The 17,381-nt window shown below is 65.4% G+C and carries 15 protein-coding genes; 9 read left to right on the top strand and 6 right to left on the bottom strand.

Features of this window, described 5'->3' with window-relative positions; all coding sequences use genetic code 11:
• The first annotated feature begins 2 nt into the window (after window positions 1-2).
• Together ELY12_RS07840 and ELY12_RS14300 are read left to right on the top strand one after the other, a co-directional pair.
• Window positions 3-2,522, top strand: a complete 2,520-nt coding sequence (locus tag ELY12_RS07840; RefSeq protein WP_126176153.1) for an ATP-binding protein — start codon at window positions 3-5, stop codon at window positions 2,520-2,522.
• Between the two features lie 64 nt (window positions 2,523-2,586).
• Window positions 2,587-2,739 carry a hypothetical protein gene (locus ELY12_RS14300; protein ID WP_164549452.1) on the top strand — a complete coding sequence of 51 codons (153 nt, stop codon included), beginning with the start codon at window positions 2,587-2,589 and terminating at the stop codon, window positions 2,737-2,739.
• Window positions 2,740-2,751: 12 nt separating this feature from the next.
• Here ELY12_RS14300 and ELY12_RS07835 read toward each other — a convergent pair whose 3' ends face one another.
• The 5 genes from ELY12_RS07835 to ELY12_RS07815 all read right to left on the bottom strand — a co-directional run bounded on the left by ELY12_RS07835 (window position 2,752) and on the right by ELY12_RS07815 (window position 10,511).
• Complete coding sequence (locus ELY12_RS07835; protein WP_126176152.1) at window positions 2,752-4,779, bottom strand: TonB-dependent receptor; 2,028 nt, start codon at window positions 4,777-4,779, stop codon at window positions 2,752-2,754.
• A 546-nt stretch (window positions 4,780-5,325) separates the two neighbouring features.
• Window positions 5,326-5,637 carry a hypothetical protein gene (locus ELY12_RS07830; protein ID WP_126176151.1) on the bottom strand — a complete coding sequence of 104 codons (312 nt, stop codon included), beginning with the start codon at window positions 5,635-5,637 and terminating at the stop codon, window positions 5,326-5,328.
• A 117-nt stretch (window positions 5,638-5,754) separates the two neighbouring features.
• Window positions 5,755-6,738, bottom strand: coding sequence for a HupA family protein (locus tag ELY12_RS07825; protein ID WP_126176150.1), 984 nt, complete (start codon window positions 6,736-6,738; stop codon window positions 5,755-5,757).
• 118 nt (window positions 6,739-6,856) lie between these two features.
• Entirely contained in the window at window positions 6,857-8,398 is a 1,542-nt protein-coding gene (locus ELY12_RS07820) for a winged helix-turn-helix domain-containing protein (protein ID WP_126176149.1), read from the bottom strand.
• A 43-nt stretch (window positions 8,399-8,441) separates the two neighbouring features.
• Window positions 8,442-10,511: a TonB-dependent receptor gene (locus ELY12_RS07815; protein WP_126176148.1), complete on the bottom strand. Its 2,070-nt coding sequence runs from the start codon at window positions 10,509-10,511 to the stop codon at window positions 8,442-8,444.
• A 187-nt stretch (window positions 10,512-10,698) separates the two neighbouring features.
• Here ELY12_RS07815 and ELY12_RS14510 point away from each other — a divergent pair, with 187 nt between their 5' ends.
• From ELY12_RS14510 to ELY12_RS07800, 3 genes are all read left to right on the top strand, one after another.
• Window positions 10,699-11,691, top strand: a complete 993-nt coding sequence (locus ELY12_RS14510) for a transferrin-binding protein-like solute binding protein (protein ID WP_241229777.1) — start codon at window positions 10,699-10,701, stop codon at window positions 11,689-11,691.
• Window positions 11,692-11,818: 127 nt separating this feature from the next.
• Complete coding sequence (locus ELY12_RS07805) at window positions 11,819-13,048, top strand: porin family protein (protein WP_126176147.1); 1,230 nt, start codon at window positions 11,819-11,821, stop codon at window positions 13,046-13,048.
• A gap of 194 nt (window positions 13,049-13,242) precedes the next feature.
• On the top strand, window positions 13,243-13,512 hold the full coding sequence (locus ELY12_RS07800) for a hypothetical protein (protein ID WP_126176146.1): 270 nt from the start codon (window positions 13,243-13,245) through the stop codon (window positions 13,510-13,512).
• Between the two features lie 345 nt (window positions 13,513-13,857).
• Here the strand turns inward: ELY12_RS07800 and ELY12_RS14295 are convergent, their stop codons facing one another.
• On the bottom strand, window positions 13,858-14,007 hold the full coding sequence (locus tag ELY12_RS14295) for a hypothetical protein (protein ID WP_164549451.1): 150 nt from the start codon (window positions 14,005-14,007) through the stop codon (window positions 13,858-13,860).
• A 34-nt stretch (window positions 14,008-14,041) separates the two neighbouring features.
• Here ELY12_RS14295 and ELY12_RS07795 point away from each other — a divergent pair, with 34 nt between their 5' ends.
• From ELY12_RS07795 to ELY12_RS07775, 4 genes are all read left to right on the top strand, one after another.
• Complete coding sequence (locus tag ELY12_RS07795) at window positions 14,042-15,388, top strand: CocE/NonD family hydrolase (protein WP_241229776.1); 1,347 nt, start codon at window positions 14,042-14,044, stop codon at window positions 15,386-15,388.
• A gap of 32 nt (window positions 15,389-15,420) precedes the next feature.
• On the top strand, window positions 15,421-15,663 hold the full coding sequence (locus ELY12_RS07790; RefSeq protein WP_126176132.1) for a histone H1: 243 nt from the start codon (window positions 15,421-15,423) through the stop codon (window positions 15,661-15,663).
• A 72-nt stretch (window positions 15,664-15,735) separates the two neighbouring features.
• Entirely contained in the window at window positions 15,736-16,233 is a 498-nt protein-coding gene (locus tag ELY12_RS07785; RefSeq protein WP_126176133.1) for a hypothetical protein, read from the top strand.
• Window positions 16,234-16,483: 250 nt separating this feature from the next.
• A complete protein-coding gene (locus tag ELY12_RS07775) occupies window positions 16,484-17,359 on the top strand; it encodes a helix-turn-helix domain-containing protein (RefSeq protein WP_126176134.1) in 876 nt (291 codons plus the stop codon).
• The last annotated feature ends 22 nt before the right edge of the window (window positions 17,360-17,381 follow it).

Below are 17,381 nucleotides of genomic sequence, written 5' to 3'. Positions count from 1 at the left end.
ACTTGAATCGGACGTTCTCCGAAGGGGCAGTGATCCTCGCCCCGCATGGTCGCGATGCCCTGATCGCGCAGCAAATGCTGCGCGAAGCGAAGATCGAGGCGGAAATCGAGCCTGACCTGGGCGCGTTCGTCGCGGCGCTTCGGCGTGGCGCGGGCTTTGCGATCGTCACCGAGGAAACCTTGCGCGGGGCCGACTTGCGCGAGCTGGCGGCATTCATCGCCGACCAGGACGAATGGTCGGACTTCCCGTTCATCGTCCTGACGGCCCGTGGCGGGGGATTGGAGCGCAATCCCGGTGCGGCCCGGTTGCTCGAGGTGCTCGGCAACGTCACCTTCCTCGAGCGGCCCTTCCATCCGACTACGCTGGTCAGCCTCGCACGGTCCGCGCGGCGCGCACGCTTGCGGCAGTACGAGGCGCGCGGGCGGATCGAAGCGATTCGCGAAGGCCAGCAGCGCATGCAGGTCGCGCTCGGCGCCGGACGCCTGGGCTCGTGGTCGGCCGTTCTCAAGACGAACGAACTGACGGTCTCGCCCGACGGCATGGCGCATTACGGGCGCGGGCCCGAGGATACGCTCACCTATGAAGAGCTGATCGAGGCCATCCACCCGGACGATCGCGAGCGGATGCGCGCGGCGGTCCGCAATGCGATCGAGAACGATGTCGACTATGACATCGAGTATCGCTGCGTCTGGCCCGACGGCTCGACGCACTGGATCCAGGTCAATGGACGGCTGGAGCACAACAACCAGGGCAAGCCGGTGCGCATGGTCGGCGTCACCCAGGACGTGACCGCCCGGCGCCAGCGCGAGAACCGCCGCGCGGCGCTGCTGGCGCTCGGCGACGGGTTGCGGCAGCTCACCGATCCGGACGACATGTCGTTCCTTGCCGCCGAAATCCTCGGAACCACGATCGGGGTCAGCCGCGCGGGTTACGGGATCATCGATCCCGTGGCCGAGACGATCACCATCAAGCGCGACTGGAACCAGCCGGGCACCACCAGCCTCGCCGGCGTGCTCCAGTTCCGCGACTACGGATCGTACATCGAGGACCTAAAGCGCGGCGAGACGGTGGCGATCGCCGACGCCCGGCTCGATCCGCGCACGGCCGGGACGGCGAGCGCGCTCGAGGCTATTCACGCCCGCGCGGTGCTGAACATGCCGCTGATCGATCACAACAACTTCGTCGCGCTGCTCTATCTCAACCACCGCGATGCGCACGAGTGGTCCGAGGACGAGCTGGCCTTCGTGCGCGATGTCGCCGACCGGACACAGGCCGCGATCGAGCGGCGGCTGGCGGAGGCGGCGCTCGCGAATCTCGCGGGCTCGCTCGAGCAGCAGGTTGTCGAGCGAACGCAGGAGAGCGAAGCGGCTCAGGAGCAGTTGCGCCAGGCACAGAAGATGGAAGCGGTCGGCCAACTAACGGGCGGGCTGGCGCACGACTTCAACAACCTGCTGACCGGCGTTTCGGGCGGGCTCGAACTGATCGGCCGCCGGCTGGAGCAGGGCCGCATCGGGGAGATCGGCCGCTACCTCGACATGGCGCAATCGGGCATCACGCGCGCGGCCGCGCTGACCCATCGCCTGCTGGCATTCTCGCGCCGCCAGACGCTCGATCCCAAGCCGAGCGATATCAATCAGCTCATCGCCAACCTGGAGGAGTTTCTTCGCCGGTCGGTGGGGCCGGAGATCAACGTCCGGATCGATAGCGGCGCGGATTTGTGGACCACGCTGATTGACCCGAACCAGTTTGAAAACGCGCTGCTCAACCTCTGCATCAACGCGCGCGACGCCATGCCGCGCGGGGGCGAGATCACGATCGAGACCGCCAATCGCACGCTCGACGCTGATGCGGCGCGCGAGTTCGATTTGGAACCGGGCGACTATGTCACCGTGTCGGTGCGCGATGCCGGCACCGGCATGTCGCAGGACACCATCGAGCGCGCGTTCGATCCGTTCTACACCACCAAGCCACTGGGCGAAGGCACCGGGCTGGGCTTGTCGATGATCTATGGCTTTGTCCGCCAATCGGGCGGGCAGGTGAAGATCCGCTCGCAAGTGGGCCAGGGCACGACCGTCGTCCTGCATTTTCCGCGCACCGGCGGGGATGCGGTGGGTGACGCCAAGCCGGCGCAACCGAAGGCCGACGCGCAGGCGGGGCGGGGTGAAACCGTGCTCGTCGTGGATGACGAGGTCATCATCCGCGCGCTGATCGCCGACGTGCTCGAGGATCTGGGCTATACCACGCTGGAAGCCGGTGACGGGCCCAGCGGCCTTGCGATGTTGCAGGCCGCCAACAAGATCGACCTGCTGGTAACCGATGTCGGCCTGCCCAACGGCATGAACGGGCGGCAGCTGGCCGATGCCGCGCGTATCCTGCGGCCCGATCTCAAGGTGCTCTTCATCACCGGATACGCCGAAAGCTCGGTGATCGGCGACCATCAGCTTGAACCCGGCATGCACCTCCTCACGAAGCCGTTCGAGGTCGATGTCCTCGCCAGCCGAGTGCGCGAGCTGACCGCCTAGCGTTCGGAACGGCGCGGGGACGCGTCCGTTGACGGGGCAGACCTGTCGCACACGAGGAACGCCAATGTCCACGATCCCCAATTCGGCCATACCGCACGCTTACGTTCACGATGAGGAAGACAATCGGGAGCGCGCGCCGCTCACCCTGCCGTCTCCCGCGGTGCTGGTCGCCGGGGCGGTGGCGCTGGTGTACCTGATTCGCCGCGCGTTTCGCTGAGCGGGTTAGAGGCTAAAGCCCCAGCTTGATCCCGGCCCACAGCGTGCGCGGCGCGCCGATATCGATCGAGCCTGCCTGGTTGCGCGTGATGATCGTCTCGCCGGTCAGGTTCTCTCCGCGAAGAACCAGGGCAACGCGGCCGCTCAGCGGAACCTGCGCGTAAAGGTCGAGCGTGGTCGCGGCGGGCAGGACATCGGTCTCCAGATCGTCCTCGAATTGATCGCCGACGTGCCGCAGCGTGGCGGCGACCAAGGCGTCTGCTGCCGGCCGCCAGCTCAGCGTACCGCTCGCGGTCCAGCGGGGCGTTTGTGCAGGCCGGTTGCCGTCGAGCGCCGCCGCCGCGCCCGATCCGCGCGTCTCCGCATCGGTCCATGCAAGCGAGCCGGCGAACGAGAGCTTGCCGAACTTGAGCTGCGCACTGGCTTCGATCCCGCGCGCATGGATCGCGTCGATGTTCTGCCGTTCGCGCAGGTTGGGTCCGATGGTGACGTTGGCGATCGCCTGCTTGACCCGGTTGTCGAACGCGGTGAGCGACAGATCGACCGTGCTCGACGGCGTGAAGTCGATGCCGGCTTCGTAGCCGTCGAGCCGCTCGTTGCGCAGTTCGGCGTTGGCCTGGGTGACCACCGGGAACACCGTAAACGGACGGTAGAGCTCGTTGAGCGTCGGCAACCGCAGGCCGGTATAAGCTGCGGCGCGCACGCGCAGCCTACGGCCGAGCCGGGCGACCGCGCCCCCGCGGAACGACGCCTCCCACCCCGATCGATCCGCAAAGCGCCGGTCGGTGACGGCCAGCCCAGCGGGATTGCGGGCCACGAAGAAGCCGTCCGAAATCGTGTAGCGATCGGCGCGCGCACCGCCGGTCAGGGTCACCACACCCAGCGTAAGGTCATCCTCGACGAACAGGCCAAGGTCGGTATTCACGCCGCCCGCATTGCGCCGCTGAGTAACCGCACCGGTGGCGGTGCTGATGGCGTCCTCGGACAGCTCGCCGCTTGACTTGCGGTAGTCGAGGCCGAGGCGCAGCACGTTCGCCTCACCGGTGGGCGGACGCACCTCGAGCTTGCCGCCAACACCGGTCGCGGGCGTGTTGCGCTGGTCGAGTGTCGGGACGAACGCCGTCGAGCTCACCACCACGTTGGTGAAATTGCGCGCCTGGACGTAACCGATGAGATCGAACTGCCACTTGCCGCGCCCGACGAGGCGCAGCGAGGCGTCCTGCCCCTCCATCGACGTGTCAGCCCCGGCGAAGCGCAGCGTGCGGGTGTCGTGGAAGGCGAGGCCGCGCGCTTGCAGGTCGATTGTATCGGTCAGCGGTGCGACGGCGCGGAGCTGGACCGACCACGAATCGTAAGCTGCACGCACGCTGGCTGGCACGCGCTGCGCGAGGGGCGTGGTCCAGAACCCTTGGCCGCGGTCCCATCGGCCTGACAGCACCGCGAAGCCTGCTCCGAGCTGCGGAGCGAAGCTCGCGCTCGCCTCGGTCTCGCCGCGGTCGTTGACCAGCGCCTGTCCGCTCACCAAGCCGAGCGCCGCGGCATCGGCGCTAGTAAGCTCGATCGTCCCCGCGAGTGCGCCCGCGCCGAACGGCCCCGAACCGCCGCCGCGCGTCACTCGTGCGCTCGCCAGGCGTTCGGGCGCGATCGCGCTCAGGGGGATGTAGCCGAAGAACGGATCGGCCATCGGCACGCCGTCGAGCAACACTTGCGCCCGGCTCGAGGCATTGCCGCCGAGGGCGCGTAGCGTCACGCCCTGCGCGCTGGGGTTCGACGAGCGGCTGTCCGAGCGGCGGAACTGCTGGAAGCCGGCGACCGCGGCGAGTGCGTCCTCGATGCGGCCCGAAGCGGTTGAGGTCAGCGCTTCCCGGCCGAGCACCGCGGTGTCGTACGCGGGTGTCGCGGGAGTATCGGGGAGGCCGTTGCCGGTGACGACGATGACGGGTTTGTCGTCGGCCTGAGCCTGCTGGGCCAGTGCGGGTGTCGCTAGCAGCGCCAGTGGTACGCCACAGCAGAGATACAACAAGGCTGGGTAGCGACGCATAGGGTCGCGCTAGACGGGTCGGTTCATTGCGCCAAGGGGATGGGTTGAGAGGACAGAGGGATTGGCCTTCGCTGCGCTGCGGCCGCCTGCGCTTCGCTCCGGCTCCGAACCCTAGGGTTCGTCCACCGCTCGCATCCCCAACAGCAAAAAGGCCCCCGCGACGCGGAGGCCTTTTTGCTGGCGGAGACGGAGGGATTCGAACCCTTGCGACATCGCTCTGAAATTGCGTTGTCTTTTAGACCGCTAATTTGCGAACCCTAATCCTAGCCCTACTTTGGCCGATTGTCATGGCGGCTGCTTTGCGCCCAAACCCAGTCATTCGGATGATGCACATGCGGCCTTATAGCAGCCATCGTTTACCCGACCGAATTTTTGGATCTGCGCCTCTCGCCATTTCTTGCTTGGCGCGGGCGAAATCCAGCGTCCCACACAAATAGCTTGCCCTAAAACTCGGCGTCCGGGCGTTCGAGGGCCCGTCAAGTTCGGAAGGCGGGATACTCTCCAGGCACGCTACGGTAAGCGCGCCCGGAGCACACTGATAACCTTTTACTGCCGCCGCTTGAACCAGTCGCTGGCGATGATTTCCCTGCGATGGTCGGTAAGGAACCAGGCGTCCTCGTCGGCATCGTATTCGCAGGTGAATGCGCGGGTCATGAAACTGCGCGCCTCCCCTAGGCTCGAGAACAGGTCGGGTCGCAGCGGGAATTGCCGCTCGGCATCGTCGTTGCTGAGCCGCGCGTTCTCGGATTCGCATTCACCCCGCGTGTCGAAGGCAGTGGGGGTAAAGATGTGATTGGCGACGGCCGGCGAGGCGACCAAAACGGCGGCCACGCCAAGCGCGGTAAGAACGATCTTCATTGGAGGATGCTCCTTGTTCTAACCCGCCGGATTGCGGGACGGTCACAAACCTCTCGCGAAGCCGATCATCAGGCCATGATGGGGCGCCGTTGGCACGCCGATGCTTGGCTGATTTTTTCATTTCTTGCCGACCCACACCCCGCTGATCGATCCGGGCTGGCCGTTGCGCACGAACGGGGCGACGAAGCGCGCTACTGTTTCCGAAGCCGAGGGCCCGGTCAGGCTGCCTTCGAAGAATGAACCCTCCAGCGTGGTGCCGTCCTTGGCGAACTTGCCCGAGTAGCGCGCGCTGCCGGACGCGTAGAGCGTCTGGACGAAATCGAACTGGCCGTAGTCGTAGTCGTAATCGGGATACCAGCCATTGGTCTGGTGCACCGGGTGGATCCAGCCGCTAAGCGTCCCCTTGCCGAAATCGAACACCAGTTTCGCCGTCCCGTCGACCCAGAAAGGATCGGCGGTCGACGTTGCGAAGATCGATGCGTTGTATGTTCCGGTCCCGGTGACCGGCACGCCGGAGGCGGGCGTTTCGCTTCCGTAGGCGAATACGCCGTAGGTTCGCGTCAGGCCGGCATCGGCGCCCGTTTGCTCCCAGTAGCCGAAGTGCGAGTAGGAATAAGGGGACCATTCACTGCCGGGCTTGGGAAGCGAGACATAGGCCTCGGCATGCGTGCCATCGCTCACGCGATGCGCCGACCAGTTGGTCGACTGCTGCCCGATGGGGATCAGCTTGTCGGCCAGCCCGTCGGGCAAGGCCAGCGAATATTCGCCGGTCGCGCTATTGTAGCTGAAGTCGACCCTCTGATCGCGGCTGCCCGGACGGGTGGCGACGAACTTCTCGTTATCCTTCGACCCTGAGAGGCTGGACGCGGAACCTAAGGTGTCGACTTCGGAGAGGCCGTACGTGACGAACGGCTTGTCGCTTTTAAGCGCAAAGCCTTCCGCCACCGGAGGCGGTGTAGGTGTCGGCGTCGGTGTCGGTGAGGGCGTGGGCGTCGCCAGCGGCACGGGCGCCGAAGCGATGCGGGCCACTTCATCGCCGCCGCACCCCCCGGCTAGCAGCACGAGCGCGATCAACGAGGCTTTGGCAGGTGCGCGGAACATGGCTGGTCCTCCACTTGAGTTGGTGGAGCAGCTTCGCGGCGCGCGGACATCAAGGCCATGATGACCGCCCGACATTTCGCCGATGCTTTGCCGATGGAAGCTTGCGTTACACAGCGCGCTAGAGCTTGATCGATCCCCTGACGAACTTGTCGGGACCAATCCCGCGCTTCTGCCAATACGCGAGGTGGCCCGTCCGCGCACACAAGGCGGTGAACCGCCGATCGTTGCGCAAGTTCGCGCACGCCGGCACGAACACGAACTGGGTGCGACCCCACACCGGGCCGGCGTAAATGTCGCGCGCGAGCGAGCCGCTGGTGCGCTGCACTACCTGACCGCTCTGGGTCAGCAGGCCGTCGGCGACCTGATAGGCCTCATCGAGCAAGCCGATGTACGAGAGGGCCATGATCGCATTGGCCGCCATGCCCGGCGACTGCATCGCAGTGTCAACCATGACCGCCACATCGTTTCGCGAAGGACCCGCACGGCGATCGGCGATGGCCTGCAAGGTCGCGCGCCATGCCCCTATCGTTGGTGGGCTGAGGTTGCCTGGCCGCTTGGCCTTGTCGTCGAGCAGCACCCCGGCAGCGTACGGGCGGTCGGTAAAAGCGAGCGTGATCATCCGCGCGTTCCACACGATCGGCTCGCGCGGCCAGAGCTGCATCGCGCGATTGGCCACCTGATCGCACTTGGCGAGATCGCCGAAGATCCAGTGCTTCATAGACCGGCGAGCCTGATGCGCGGGATTGAACGGCTCGACCGCAATAGCGCGCTCGTTGTAGCGCAGCGAATCCACGCACCGACCCATGCCTTGGTAAAACAGGACGATCTGCGCGAGCGCGAGGGCACATTCGGGGGCATCGCGCACGATACCGAGCAACGTGTCTTCGTACGTGATCCAGTCATCGAGATCGAGCCGTTCGACAGCCATCACCGCGCGCGCGTTGGGTTCGCTCGGATCGAGCGCAAGGGCGCGCTGCGCGTGTGCAATGGCCTTACCGCTGCCGATAGTGACTGCCGCAAGCCACCCCCACGCGTCGGCGCGCCCGGGATCGGCTTCGATCGCTTGCCGAAACAGCGCGGCGGCGCGTTGCTTGGTGTCGGGGCCGCCCGTGGCCTGCAGCACGCGGCCTCGTTCGATCAGCTCGTCCACCGTGCCGCGTTGGCTGCGGTCTAAATAGAGCGCCGTCCCGCCCGCTCCCACGGCAAGCAACGCGGCCCCGCCGATCAGCATCGCGCGGCGACTGGAGCGGCTGGCGCCAGCAGTGGGTCGCTTCTCCTCGGTACTCTGAGCCAGGACATCCCCCGCTTCCAGCCGGTAGCCCACCCGTGGGACGGTCTGCACCTCGACTTGCCCGCCAACCGACGCGATCAGCCGCCGCAGCTCGGCGACCGCGCGATTGATCGCGTCGTCGCCGACGATCAGGCCATCCCAGCACTGTTCCAGCAGCATGTCACGCGACAGCACGCCGCCTTGCGCGTCAGCGAGCGCAACCAGCACCCGGATGACCCGCGGCTCTCCCTTGGCGCTACCGCCAGGTCCTTCGATAGACAGCATGGAGGGGCGGATCAGCAGGTCGCCGGCGCGAAAATCGGCGCGCGCGGCGAGCGGCTGAGCGGTCGCGCGCAGTGTGGAAGATAAAGGCACCTGACCGTCGTTCACCGGTGCACATCTAGCGAATGACGCTGCTGCCCGCGAGGGCCATTCAAAACCGCAAATCGACCGAGAGCCCCGCCTCACGCGGATCGCCGGCCACCGCCAGGCGCGAGCCCGGTCCGCTGTGGTAGGTCAGGTAGAAAGCATCAAAAGCGTTGCGCAGATAAGCAGAGACCGCGAGATCGCCCACCGTCCAGGTCGCGTTCGCGTCGACCACCTCGGCCGCGGCCACCCGGCGCGCAGGATCGTTGACGTCGTCGCTGAAGTAGCCGCTGTGATGGCGTGCCCGTAGCCAGAGAAGCAAGCGATCAAGCGGGCGCCACTCGGCGGCAGCGGAAGCCGTCAAGCGCGGGGAGAGCTGGAATTCCTTGCCCAGCAGCGGGTCGGTGGCCGAGGCCGTGCCGGTCAGCCGGGTGCGCAAGATGCCCACTGCCGCCGACAGGGTCAGGCGGTTCGACGGGCGCCAGCGCTCCTCGAACTCCGCGCCGTAACTGCGCCCCGCGATCGCGTTGCCGATCTCCGCAATGGTGACGATACCGGCCGGAGTAACGATCTGGCGCTGCAGGGTCCGCTGCGGATTGGCTTGGTCGTAATAGAAAGCGTTGAGCGACCCGCTGAGCGTCGCGGCAGGATCGGCGACGCGCACGAACAGCTCATAGTCCCAAAGGGTCTCCGCTTCGAAGGTCTGCACCAAGCGGCGCCGGGCATCGAGGCTGACCCCACCCGGATTGTAAGCCTGCTGTACCAGCGCGCCCACGTGGACGCCGTCGGACAGCTTCCAGGTCGCGCTCAGGCGCGGCAGTATGCGCTCGAACACGCGGTGAAAGTCCAGCGCTTGCGGCGCGGGAGTGCCGATACCGAGCAGGCCCGTGCGATCCTGCGCATCGCGCTGGTAGCGGACTCCGGCTGCGAGCCTGAGGCGCGGCACCGGCAGCCACTCGGCCTGCCCGAACAGCCCGAGCGATTCTTGGGCATCGGTGAAAACCCCGCGGCCTAGAAGCGCTGCGGTGAGATCGATTTCCTGCCCCAGCGTCGCGCGCGACCAGTTTGCGCCCAGCAACAGTGTCGTGGTGTCATTGGGCCGCCAGGTGACGATGTTCTCGAGGCCATAGTCGCGTCCCTTCACCGCGGTCACGCCGAACCCGGGCGGAGCGGTTCGGCGGATCGTCGCATCGCCGGCGGTCGCGGTGAGCGCGGCTGTCCAGCCGGGGGCGAAGTCCCATTCTCCCTGCACTGCGGCAGAATCGACGCGGAGATCAAAAAAGCCGTAGGTGGCTTCTGGGTCGCGGCGCGCATCGAACGGCGCCCGCACGCCTTCGATCTGCGGGCCGGCCGACCGATTATGCGTCGCGGTCGCGGTGAGCCGGAGACCTTCCGTACCGGGCGGCGTTGCGAGCAGCTTCAGGCGGAGTATTTGATAGCGATCGCGATTGTAGTCGATCCCCGCCCCGGGCGCGGTGATCCGGCTCGCCGGGCGGCTCGCGCGGACATCGCCCGACAGCCGAAACGCGAGAGCGTCATCGACCACCGGTCCCGAGACGACCGCGGAGAGCTGCCGCGTATCGTATGTCCCGATTAGCCCGCGCGCGCGGCCTTCCCATTCGAAGGTCGGATTCCTAGTATAAGCGAAGATCGCCCCGGCGATCGCGTTGCGGCCCTGGGTGGTCGTCTGCGGACTGCGGTAGACCTCGACCCGGTCGAGGTCCCATAGGTTCGCGACGCCATAGGCGAGCTCGTTGTAGCCGATCGGGCGGCCATCGATCTGGAGCGTCACCCGTGGCCGGTTGCCGCTCAGGAATGCGGGCAGATCGCGCAGCGGGCCGTTGCCGTCCTGCCCGCGAATGGTCGGTCCTTCGCTCCCCGAGCCGATCTGCACGTTGGGGATCGCCGTCAGGACATCTTCGATTCGAGTGGAGCCGATCTGTCGGTCGAGCTCATCGCCCGAGACGACCGCCACGCTCGACGGCGTATCCACCACCGGCCGCCGCTGGCGTTCCCCGGTGACGACGATCGGGTTGGCTGGCTCGGACGCATGGGCTTCGGCCGCGCAGCACAGCATCAGCGCGGCCGGCACGTGCGCGAACGCGCGATCGGCGATGCGGTTGTGCCGTGCACCCATCAGGCGGACAAAGCTGCCGCCGCGACGCGCATTTGTCGATGGAAATCCGGTCGATAGACCGGCCGCACGACGATCATCAGCAAATCATCGGCAAACCATCGGCGCCCTCTCATGGCTTAACCGCCGCGCTCGCGCTCTTCTCCGCCCCGACCCGGCACCAATGCGGGGGAGGCAGAGGACCACGCTCATGCAAATCTCGAAATTCATCCTGCTGGCGGCCAGCGCGGCGTTCCTGCCGCTCGGGGCGTGCAGCGGTGGCTCCGCTCCGGTGATCAGCACCGGTCCCGCTCCGGTGCCGACTCCTACGCCGACGCCAACTCCCACGCCGACCCCGACGGCGGCATTCACCCCGCAGCCGGCCGCGGTGTTCAAAGATCCCTTGTACAACCCCGCGCTGGCGACCGTCGGCACGGGCTGGCAGTACGATACCCCGCCCAACTCCGGCGCGTTCCAGAACGGACGCGACGTGACGGGCTTTGCGATCACCTACGACGCCGCCTCCGGCCGCTATGCCGTCGATGCTCCGGTGGCGGGTTCCGGCACGCTGATGCAGGTGAGCGCGCTCGAGACTTATCCATACCCCGCGACGATCCGGGCGGACCCTGCGAACAAGAGCACCAACGCCTATGGCCCAGCCCTGTCGATTGCGCAGGCGGGTCAGCCGCAGTCGAAATACAGCTACGTTTCGTTCGTCGATCTTTATGCGCAGGCGCCGATCCAGAGCGGGCTGGCTACGCTCGCGTACGGGTTCTTCGCAGTCGCCCAGCCGACCAAGGCGGGCGACGTGCCCACCACCGGAACCGCCAGCTACACCGGCGAACTCAATGGCGCGTTCGAGCGCGATGCGTTTGGAAGCTGGATCACCGGAATCGCGCACTTCGACTTCGATTTCGCGAAGGCGATCCTGTCCGGCAATCTCACAGCAAGCATCAACTGCCTGATGGGCTGCACGTCCCCGCGCGCTACCTACACCTTCACCAATACCAGCTTCCTGCACGGGGCGACGACCTTCAGCGGACAGTTGCAGACGCCGGGCGCACCATCGCTGGGAACCTTCAGCGGCCTTTTCGCCGGGCCCAAGGCGGCCGAGCTCGTCTCGCGGTTCGAGCTGCCGTTCTACAGCAATCAGACGCAAAGCTGGTTGACCACGCGCGGGGTCATCGCCGCGAAGCGCGATTAGGCGCGCTGTGGCGACGCGCAAGACCCGCCGGGCGCGGCGCCGGGCCGCATCATGCGCGTTGCTCCTAGCGGCGCTGCTCGCGCCGCTGGGCACACGCGCGCAAGAGCCGCCACCGGACCGCGTCAGCTTGTCCGCCGACGAACTGCTGGCCCTTGCCAACCGCGCGGCGCAGTCCGGCGATGCCGCGGCCGCGGAATCGCTCTATCGCGCGCTGTTCGCGGACCCCTCGCGCGACGTGCGGGCGGAGGCGCGCTTCCGGCTGGCCCTCCAATTCGCACGAGCCGAGCGTTACCCCGCGGCGGCGCTGCTGCTACGCGAGATCCTCGACGAGCAGCCGGGCGCCCAGCGGGTGCGTCTCGAGTATGCGCGCGTACTCGATCTGATGGGCGACGAAGCGGGCGCCCGCAAGGCGTTGCGCGAGGTGCAGGCCGGAGACCTGCCTCCCGAGGTGGTGCGGATGGTCGACCGCTATTCGGCCGCCCTGCGCGCGCGCAAGCCGTTTGGCGGCAGCCTCGAAGTCGCCCTCGCCCCCGACAGCAACGTCAACCGCGCCACCCGTGCCGATGTCCTAGGGACCGTGCTCGGCGATCTCACGCTCGATGAGGCGGCGCGGGCGCGCTCCGGCATCGGGCTCGCCGCGCGGGGTCAGGTCTATGCCCGGCACTCTCTCGGCGCACACACCAGCATCCTCGGCCGCGCCTCGGCGTCGGCCACCCTCTACGCGAAGGGCGCGTTCAACGAGGTTATCGCGGGACTTGCCGCCGGGCCGGAGTTCGCGCTCGGCAGGGACCGGCTCAACCTGGAGCTTGGCGGAGACATCCACTGGTTCGGCGGCGAAGCCTACGCACGCACCGGGACGCTGTCCGCGAGCTATCTCCATGCGCTGGACCGCCGCTCGCAACTCCGCGCAACGCTGGCCGCCGGCGTGATCGACAACCGCCTCAACGCTGGCCAGGACGGGCACACCCTGTCCGCCTCGCTGCAATACGAGCGTGCGCTGTCAGTCGCCAGCGGAGGCGGGGCGAGCCTGAACCTCCAGCGCGACGACCTCGCCGCGCCGTTCTATTCGAGCTTCGGCGGCCAAGTGACGGTGTTCGGCTATCGCGACTTCGGCCCCACCACGGTGGTAGCGTCCGCCACCCACGGCCGACTGTGGTTCGACGAGCGTCTACCGGTGTTCCTCTCGCGCCGGTCGGACAGCAGCCTGCAGGCCTCGCTCAGCGCGCAGATGCGCACCTTCAAGGTCGCCGGTTTCGCGCCGTTCGTGAAGGTGGAGCTGCAGCGCAACCGGAGCACTATCACGCTCCACCGCTTCAACCGCATTCGAGCGGAAATCGGCCTCGTGCGCGCCTATTGAATAGGCTCCCATCGTGTGTCGGCAATGGAGGTTGCGGCTGGCTGACTGGTGACCAAAGTTGGGTGGAAAGCCGACATCACACTGTGTCTTATCGGTGAAACATCAGCGAACCATCGGCAAAACATCGCGATTCCATCATCGCACCAACTTCTAGTCCCGCGCAGTCTCCGCTCCTCGTCGAAAGGAGAAGTGACATGAAAAAGCTAATCACTATGGTCCTGGCGTTTAGCGCGGCGGCTTCTGGCCCTGTCGCGCTGGCTCACCCGACCGATGTCCCCTACGCTTCGCGTGGCGAATGTGAGCGGGCTGCGGCAGAATCCGCGAAGAAGGATCGCGAGCGGCTGGTGGCCTTGGGCATCTTCCCGACCATCGGTGCCGCTCAAAGCACCTTCCATGAGGATTGGAAGTGTGAGTACGATGATGAAGCTCGGGCCTGGTTCATTGTCGATCACCGGTTCGACTGATCATCAGTGAAAACCGACCGGCCGCTCAATACCTTCGCGGGTTGGGCGGCTTTGTCGCTTCATTGAGCAGGATTGTCGCGAATTGGCGCCGTAGGCTCGCAATTCGGAGGCGCGAGCAGCACGGACCAAAGTCCGAAATGGGTTGTTTGCCGAACGACAGTTCAGCGCGGTCGAGCATCCATAAGCCGCCTGTCCGCTAACGGCCCACAAGCTGCCAGACCGCAACGCGCCCAATTTCGGCCATTCGAGATGCCTCAAATATCAGCTACGAAGCGACGTTGATGCGATGGAGATTTTTGCCGGAACTGTGAGAGCGAGCAATCCGCGGCAAATTGGTTCGAAGCCTCAGAAAAACTCGCGCTGCTGCTGAAAGTTTCTCCGTTGCGCTGCCGGCTCAGTATCCGGCAGAATCTCTTGAAAGTGCAGCCCCGGCGTGACGGATAAGTCGGACATGGTGAAAAGCGTACTGGCATTATCGGCCGCCTTGGCCTTCACTCTAACCTCGCATGCTTGGGGGCAAGAAGGCAAAGTGACGTCGATCGTCCAACCGGGTGGCGAAGTTCCGAAGGAGTACACGCCGTTTCCTGCAAATCTGGATCACGAGCGGCGGATCGTCATGATCCCCATGCGGGACGGGGTGAAGCTGCACACGATCATTATCGTGCCAAAAGGCGCGCACGACGCGCCGATCGTGATGAACCGTACGCCGTACGACGCGACTTCACGTTCGACGCGATCGACCAGCGGCAACATGGTCAACATGCTTCCGTTCGAGAACGAGGAGTTCGTCCGCAACGGCTATATCGTGGTGTGGCAGGATACCCGGGGGAAGTTCAACTCCGAGGGCGACTACACGCTGAACGAGCCTTTGGTGGGCCCAGTCAATACGAGCGGCACCGACCATTCGACCGATGCCTATGACACCATCGCTTGGCTGACCGACAAAGCCAATCTGCCCGAAAGCAACGGGCGGGTGGGAATGATCGGCTCGTCCTACGAAGGGCTGACGACCGCTTCGGCTCTGCTCAATCCGCATCCGGCCCTGAAGGTCGCCGCGCCCGAGAGCCCGCTGATCGACGGCTGGATGGGAGACGATTGGTTCCACCATGGGGCATTCCGCCAGCTCATGCTGGGTTTCGTCGCGCGGCAGAGCGGGGCGAAAACTTTTGCGCAGATGCCGTCGCATGGCGGAAGTGACGACTATGAGATTTTTCGCGACGCCGGTTCGGCAGGAGCCTGGGCCCGCGCTCGCGGCTTCGATCAGTTGCCGGCGTGGAAGCGGATCTCCGAGAACCCGGCGTACAACGAAACTTGGAGCGCGCAGGCGCTCGACAAGATCCTGGCCGCCAATCCGTCGGACGTGCCGACGCTGTGGGTTCAGCCCCTGTGGGACCAGGAAGACAGTTACGGCGCGATCCGCAGTTTCGAAGCGCTGCGGGCGGCCGGTAAGACCGGCAACAACCATCTCGTGCTTGGCCCCTGGTCGCACAGCCAGGTCAATCGGGCGACGGGCGGACGCAATCTCGGCATCCTTCAATGGGACGGCGACACAGTCGACTATTACTGGAAGCGCATCGTCCTGCCGTTCTTCAACCAGTATCTGAAGGATGGCCCGGCGGCTGACACGCCGGTCGCCACCGTTTACAACACCGGCGAGGACCGGTGGGAGAAGCTGGCTACTTGGCCGCTTGCCTGTGAGCGCGGGTGTCCCACGTCGCTGACTCCGATCTACCTCGGCGCGAACGGCGGCTTGAACTTCTCGCCAGGAGCAAAAGGAAGCGACGACTACGTGTCGGACCCGGCCAAGCCGGTGCCATTTCTGGTAGTGGGTCCATTTGAAATTCGTCTCCGCGCAGTCGGACGCCGCACGACCTAGCACCCGGACGCGCCGCATGGCATAGTCTGACCATGACAAACCCGAAACGCCCTCGCGATCCCAACGAGCTGGCCCGGTTGATTGCCGATATCGCCGTTGGGGATAAAGCTGACGAAAACCCGGATACGGGGAAAGACCCGGCAGCCGTAGCTCTGGGGCGAAAGGGCGGCATCCACGGGGGCCGCGCCCGCGCGGAAAGCCTATCGTCAGAAAGGAAATCGGAGATTGCCGCGAAGGCCGCCAAGGCGCGATGGCAGGGAGTCGAAGAAAAGTAACAAGATGCCCTTGTGTTGGGTATCCAACACTCCTAGAGGATCGGACAGCCGATTCTCAGGGAGCGCAGCCGTATGTCCATCACGATCACGCAAAGCGCCAACTGGCGTGATGCCGCGCGTGCCGAGTTGCAGGACAAGTTCGTTGCGGAACTGAACCAGGTCGCAGAGTTCACCAAGCAAGAGCAAGAGGCCGCGGCGGGCAAGGCCGCCGCCATCCAGCGTGCGCGCGACCTGCTGAACGCAGCTCGTGCTCTGGGCATTCCTCTCGATGATGACGGCGCGGCAACGCCTGACGACCCCGAGGAGCCACAGGAAGGCGGCGCGGTCACTGCGCGCGAGATCATCCTCGACGAGCTTCAGGAGAAGCCAGGGATGAAGGCCGCCGAACTCAAGAAGGCAATCGAGCGCCGCCTCGGTCGAGAAGTTCACTACAAGACGCCCGGCATGACCCTCTATCGCCTCGCGAATGATGGTCTTGTCCGGCGCGAGGGGCACCGCTGGTTTGCATTGAGAGGCGACCAGCAGCGCGCAACCGTGGAAACAGAGAAGGAGCTACCGCTTATGAAGTGACGCGACCCCGGAGAGGGCAAACTCTCCGGGGCCGCAAAACCATCTACCTACGCGGGCGTAGTTTAATGGCAAAACACCGTTTTTCCCAATCTGGCGTTGCGGGTTCGAATCCCGTCGTCCGCTCTCGCTTCTGACAAGCTTCTAGCCGCTGAGCCCCTGATAAAGCTTAGCGGCCAAATGTCAATGCGCGTCCACATTCAAACGGACTTTTATGCTTGACCGCTAAAGGATACAGGTCTATCAGGGATACATGAACAGGCTCTCTCCCAAAGATCGCGCTCAAGTTATCCACATGCTTTGCGAGGGCAACAGCATCCGGTCCATCACGCGCGTGTTGGGCGTAGGCAAGAATACCGTTGCGCGGCTGCTGGTTGATGCCGGAAAAGCCTGCATGTCCTATCATGACGAGAATGTTCGCGATGTTGCCGCAAAGCGCATCCAGTGCGACGAGATCTGGACCTTCACCTACGCGAAGCAAAAGAATGTCGCTTCCGCCAAGGCAGCACCCGAACACGCTGGCGACACCTGGACTTGGACCGCGCTCGACAGCGACAGCAAGATGATCGTGTCCTACCTCGTTGGCGGTCGCGACGCTGAGTACGCTCTCGAATTTATGGACGACCTTGCAGGCCGCCTAGCAAACCGGGTCCAGATCACCACAGACGGCCACCGAGCCTATCTTGAGGCTGTCGAAGAAGCGTTTGGCGCCGATGTTGATTACGCGCAGCTCGTTAAGCTGTACGGGGAAGCTCCGGAAGGCCAGCGCCGCTACAGCCCCGCGCACATCGTCTCGACGCGCAAGCGCCGGGTGGAGGGAAACCCGGACCTGGATGCAGTCTCGACCAGCCATGTCGAGCGCCAGAACCTGACGATGCGGATGCACATGCGCCGCTTTACCCGCTTGACCAACGGCTTCTCCAAGAAGATCGAGAACCACGCCTACGCCGTCGCGCTTCACTTCATGTATTACAACTTCGTCCGCATCCATCAGAGTCTCCGCGTGACCCCGGCGATGGCCGCTGGCGTCACCGACCGCCTCTGGGATATCTCGGATATCGTTGCGCTGGTCGAAGCTGCCGACAGCAAGCCGGGACCGCGCGGCCCTTACAAGAAGAAGGGCGCCTAGTTTTCAAATGGACCCACTACCC

Origin of the sequence: Tsuneonella rigui (genome assembly GCF_003958625.1) — a bacterium.
GTDB classification, from domain to species: Bacteria; Pseudomonadota; Alphaproteobacteria; order Sphingomonadales; family Sphingomonadaceae; genus Tsuneonella; species Tsuneonella rigui.
The sequence above is the reverse complement of the archived record's forward strand: the minus strand, read 5'-3'. Positions and strand labels throughout refer to the sequence as shown.

Bases quoted from the DNA above. Each gene is read 5' to 3' on its own strand.
- ELY12_RS07825 (WP_126176150.1), bottom strand. From the start codon at position 6,738: ATGTTCCGCGCACCTGCCAAAGCCTCGTTGATCGCGCTCGTGCTGCTA.
- ELY12_RS07835 (WP_126176152.1), bottom strand. From the start codon at position 4,779: ATGCGTCGCTACCCAGCCTTGTTGTATCTCTGCTGTGGCGTACCACTG.
- ELY12_RS07785 (WP_126176133.1), top strand. From the start codon at position 15,736: ATGTCCATCACGATCACGCAAAGCGCCAACTGGCGTGATGCCGCGCGT.
- ELY12_RS07775 (WP_126176134.1), top strand. From the start codon at position 16,484: ATGAACAGGCTCTCTCCCAAAGATCGCGCTCAAGTTATCCACATGCTT.
- ELY12_RS07815 (WP_126176148.1), bottom strand. From the start codon at position 10,511: ATGGGTGCACGGCACAACCGCATCGCCGATCGCGCGTTCGCGCACGTG.
- ELY12_RS07800 (WP_126176146.1), top strand. From the start codon at position 13,243: ATGAAAAAGCTAATCACTATGGTCCTGGCGTTTAGCGCGGCGGCTTCT.
- ELY12_RS14300 (WP_164549452.1), top strand. From the start codon at position 2,587: ATGTCCACGATCCCCAATTCGGCCATACCGCACGCTTACGTTCACGAT.
- ELY12_RS07790 (WP_126176132.1), top strand. From the start codon at position 15,421: ATGACAAACCCGAAACGCCCTCGCGATCCCAACGAGCTGGCCCGGTTG.
- ELY12_RS07830 (WP_126176151.1), bottom strand. From the start codon at position 5,637: ATGAAGATCGTTCTTACCGCGCTTGGCGTGGCCGCCGTTTTGGTCGCC.
- ELY12_RS14510 (WP_241229777.1), top strand. From the start codon at position 10,699: ATGCAAATCTCGAAATTCATCCTGCTGGCGGCCAGCGCGGCGTTCCTG.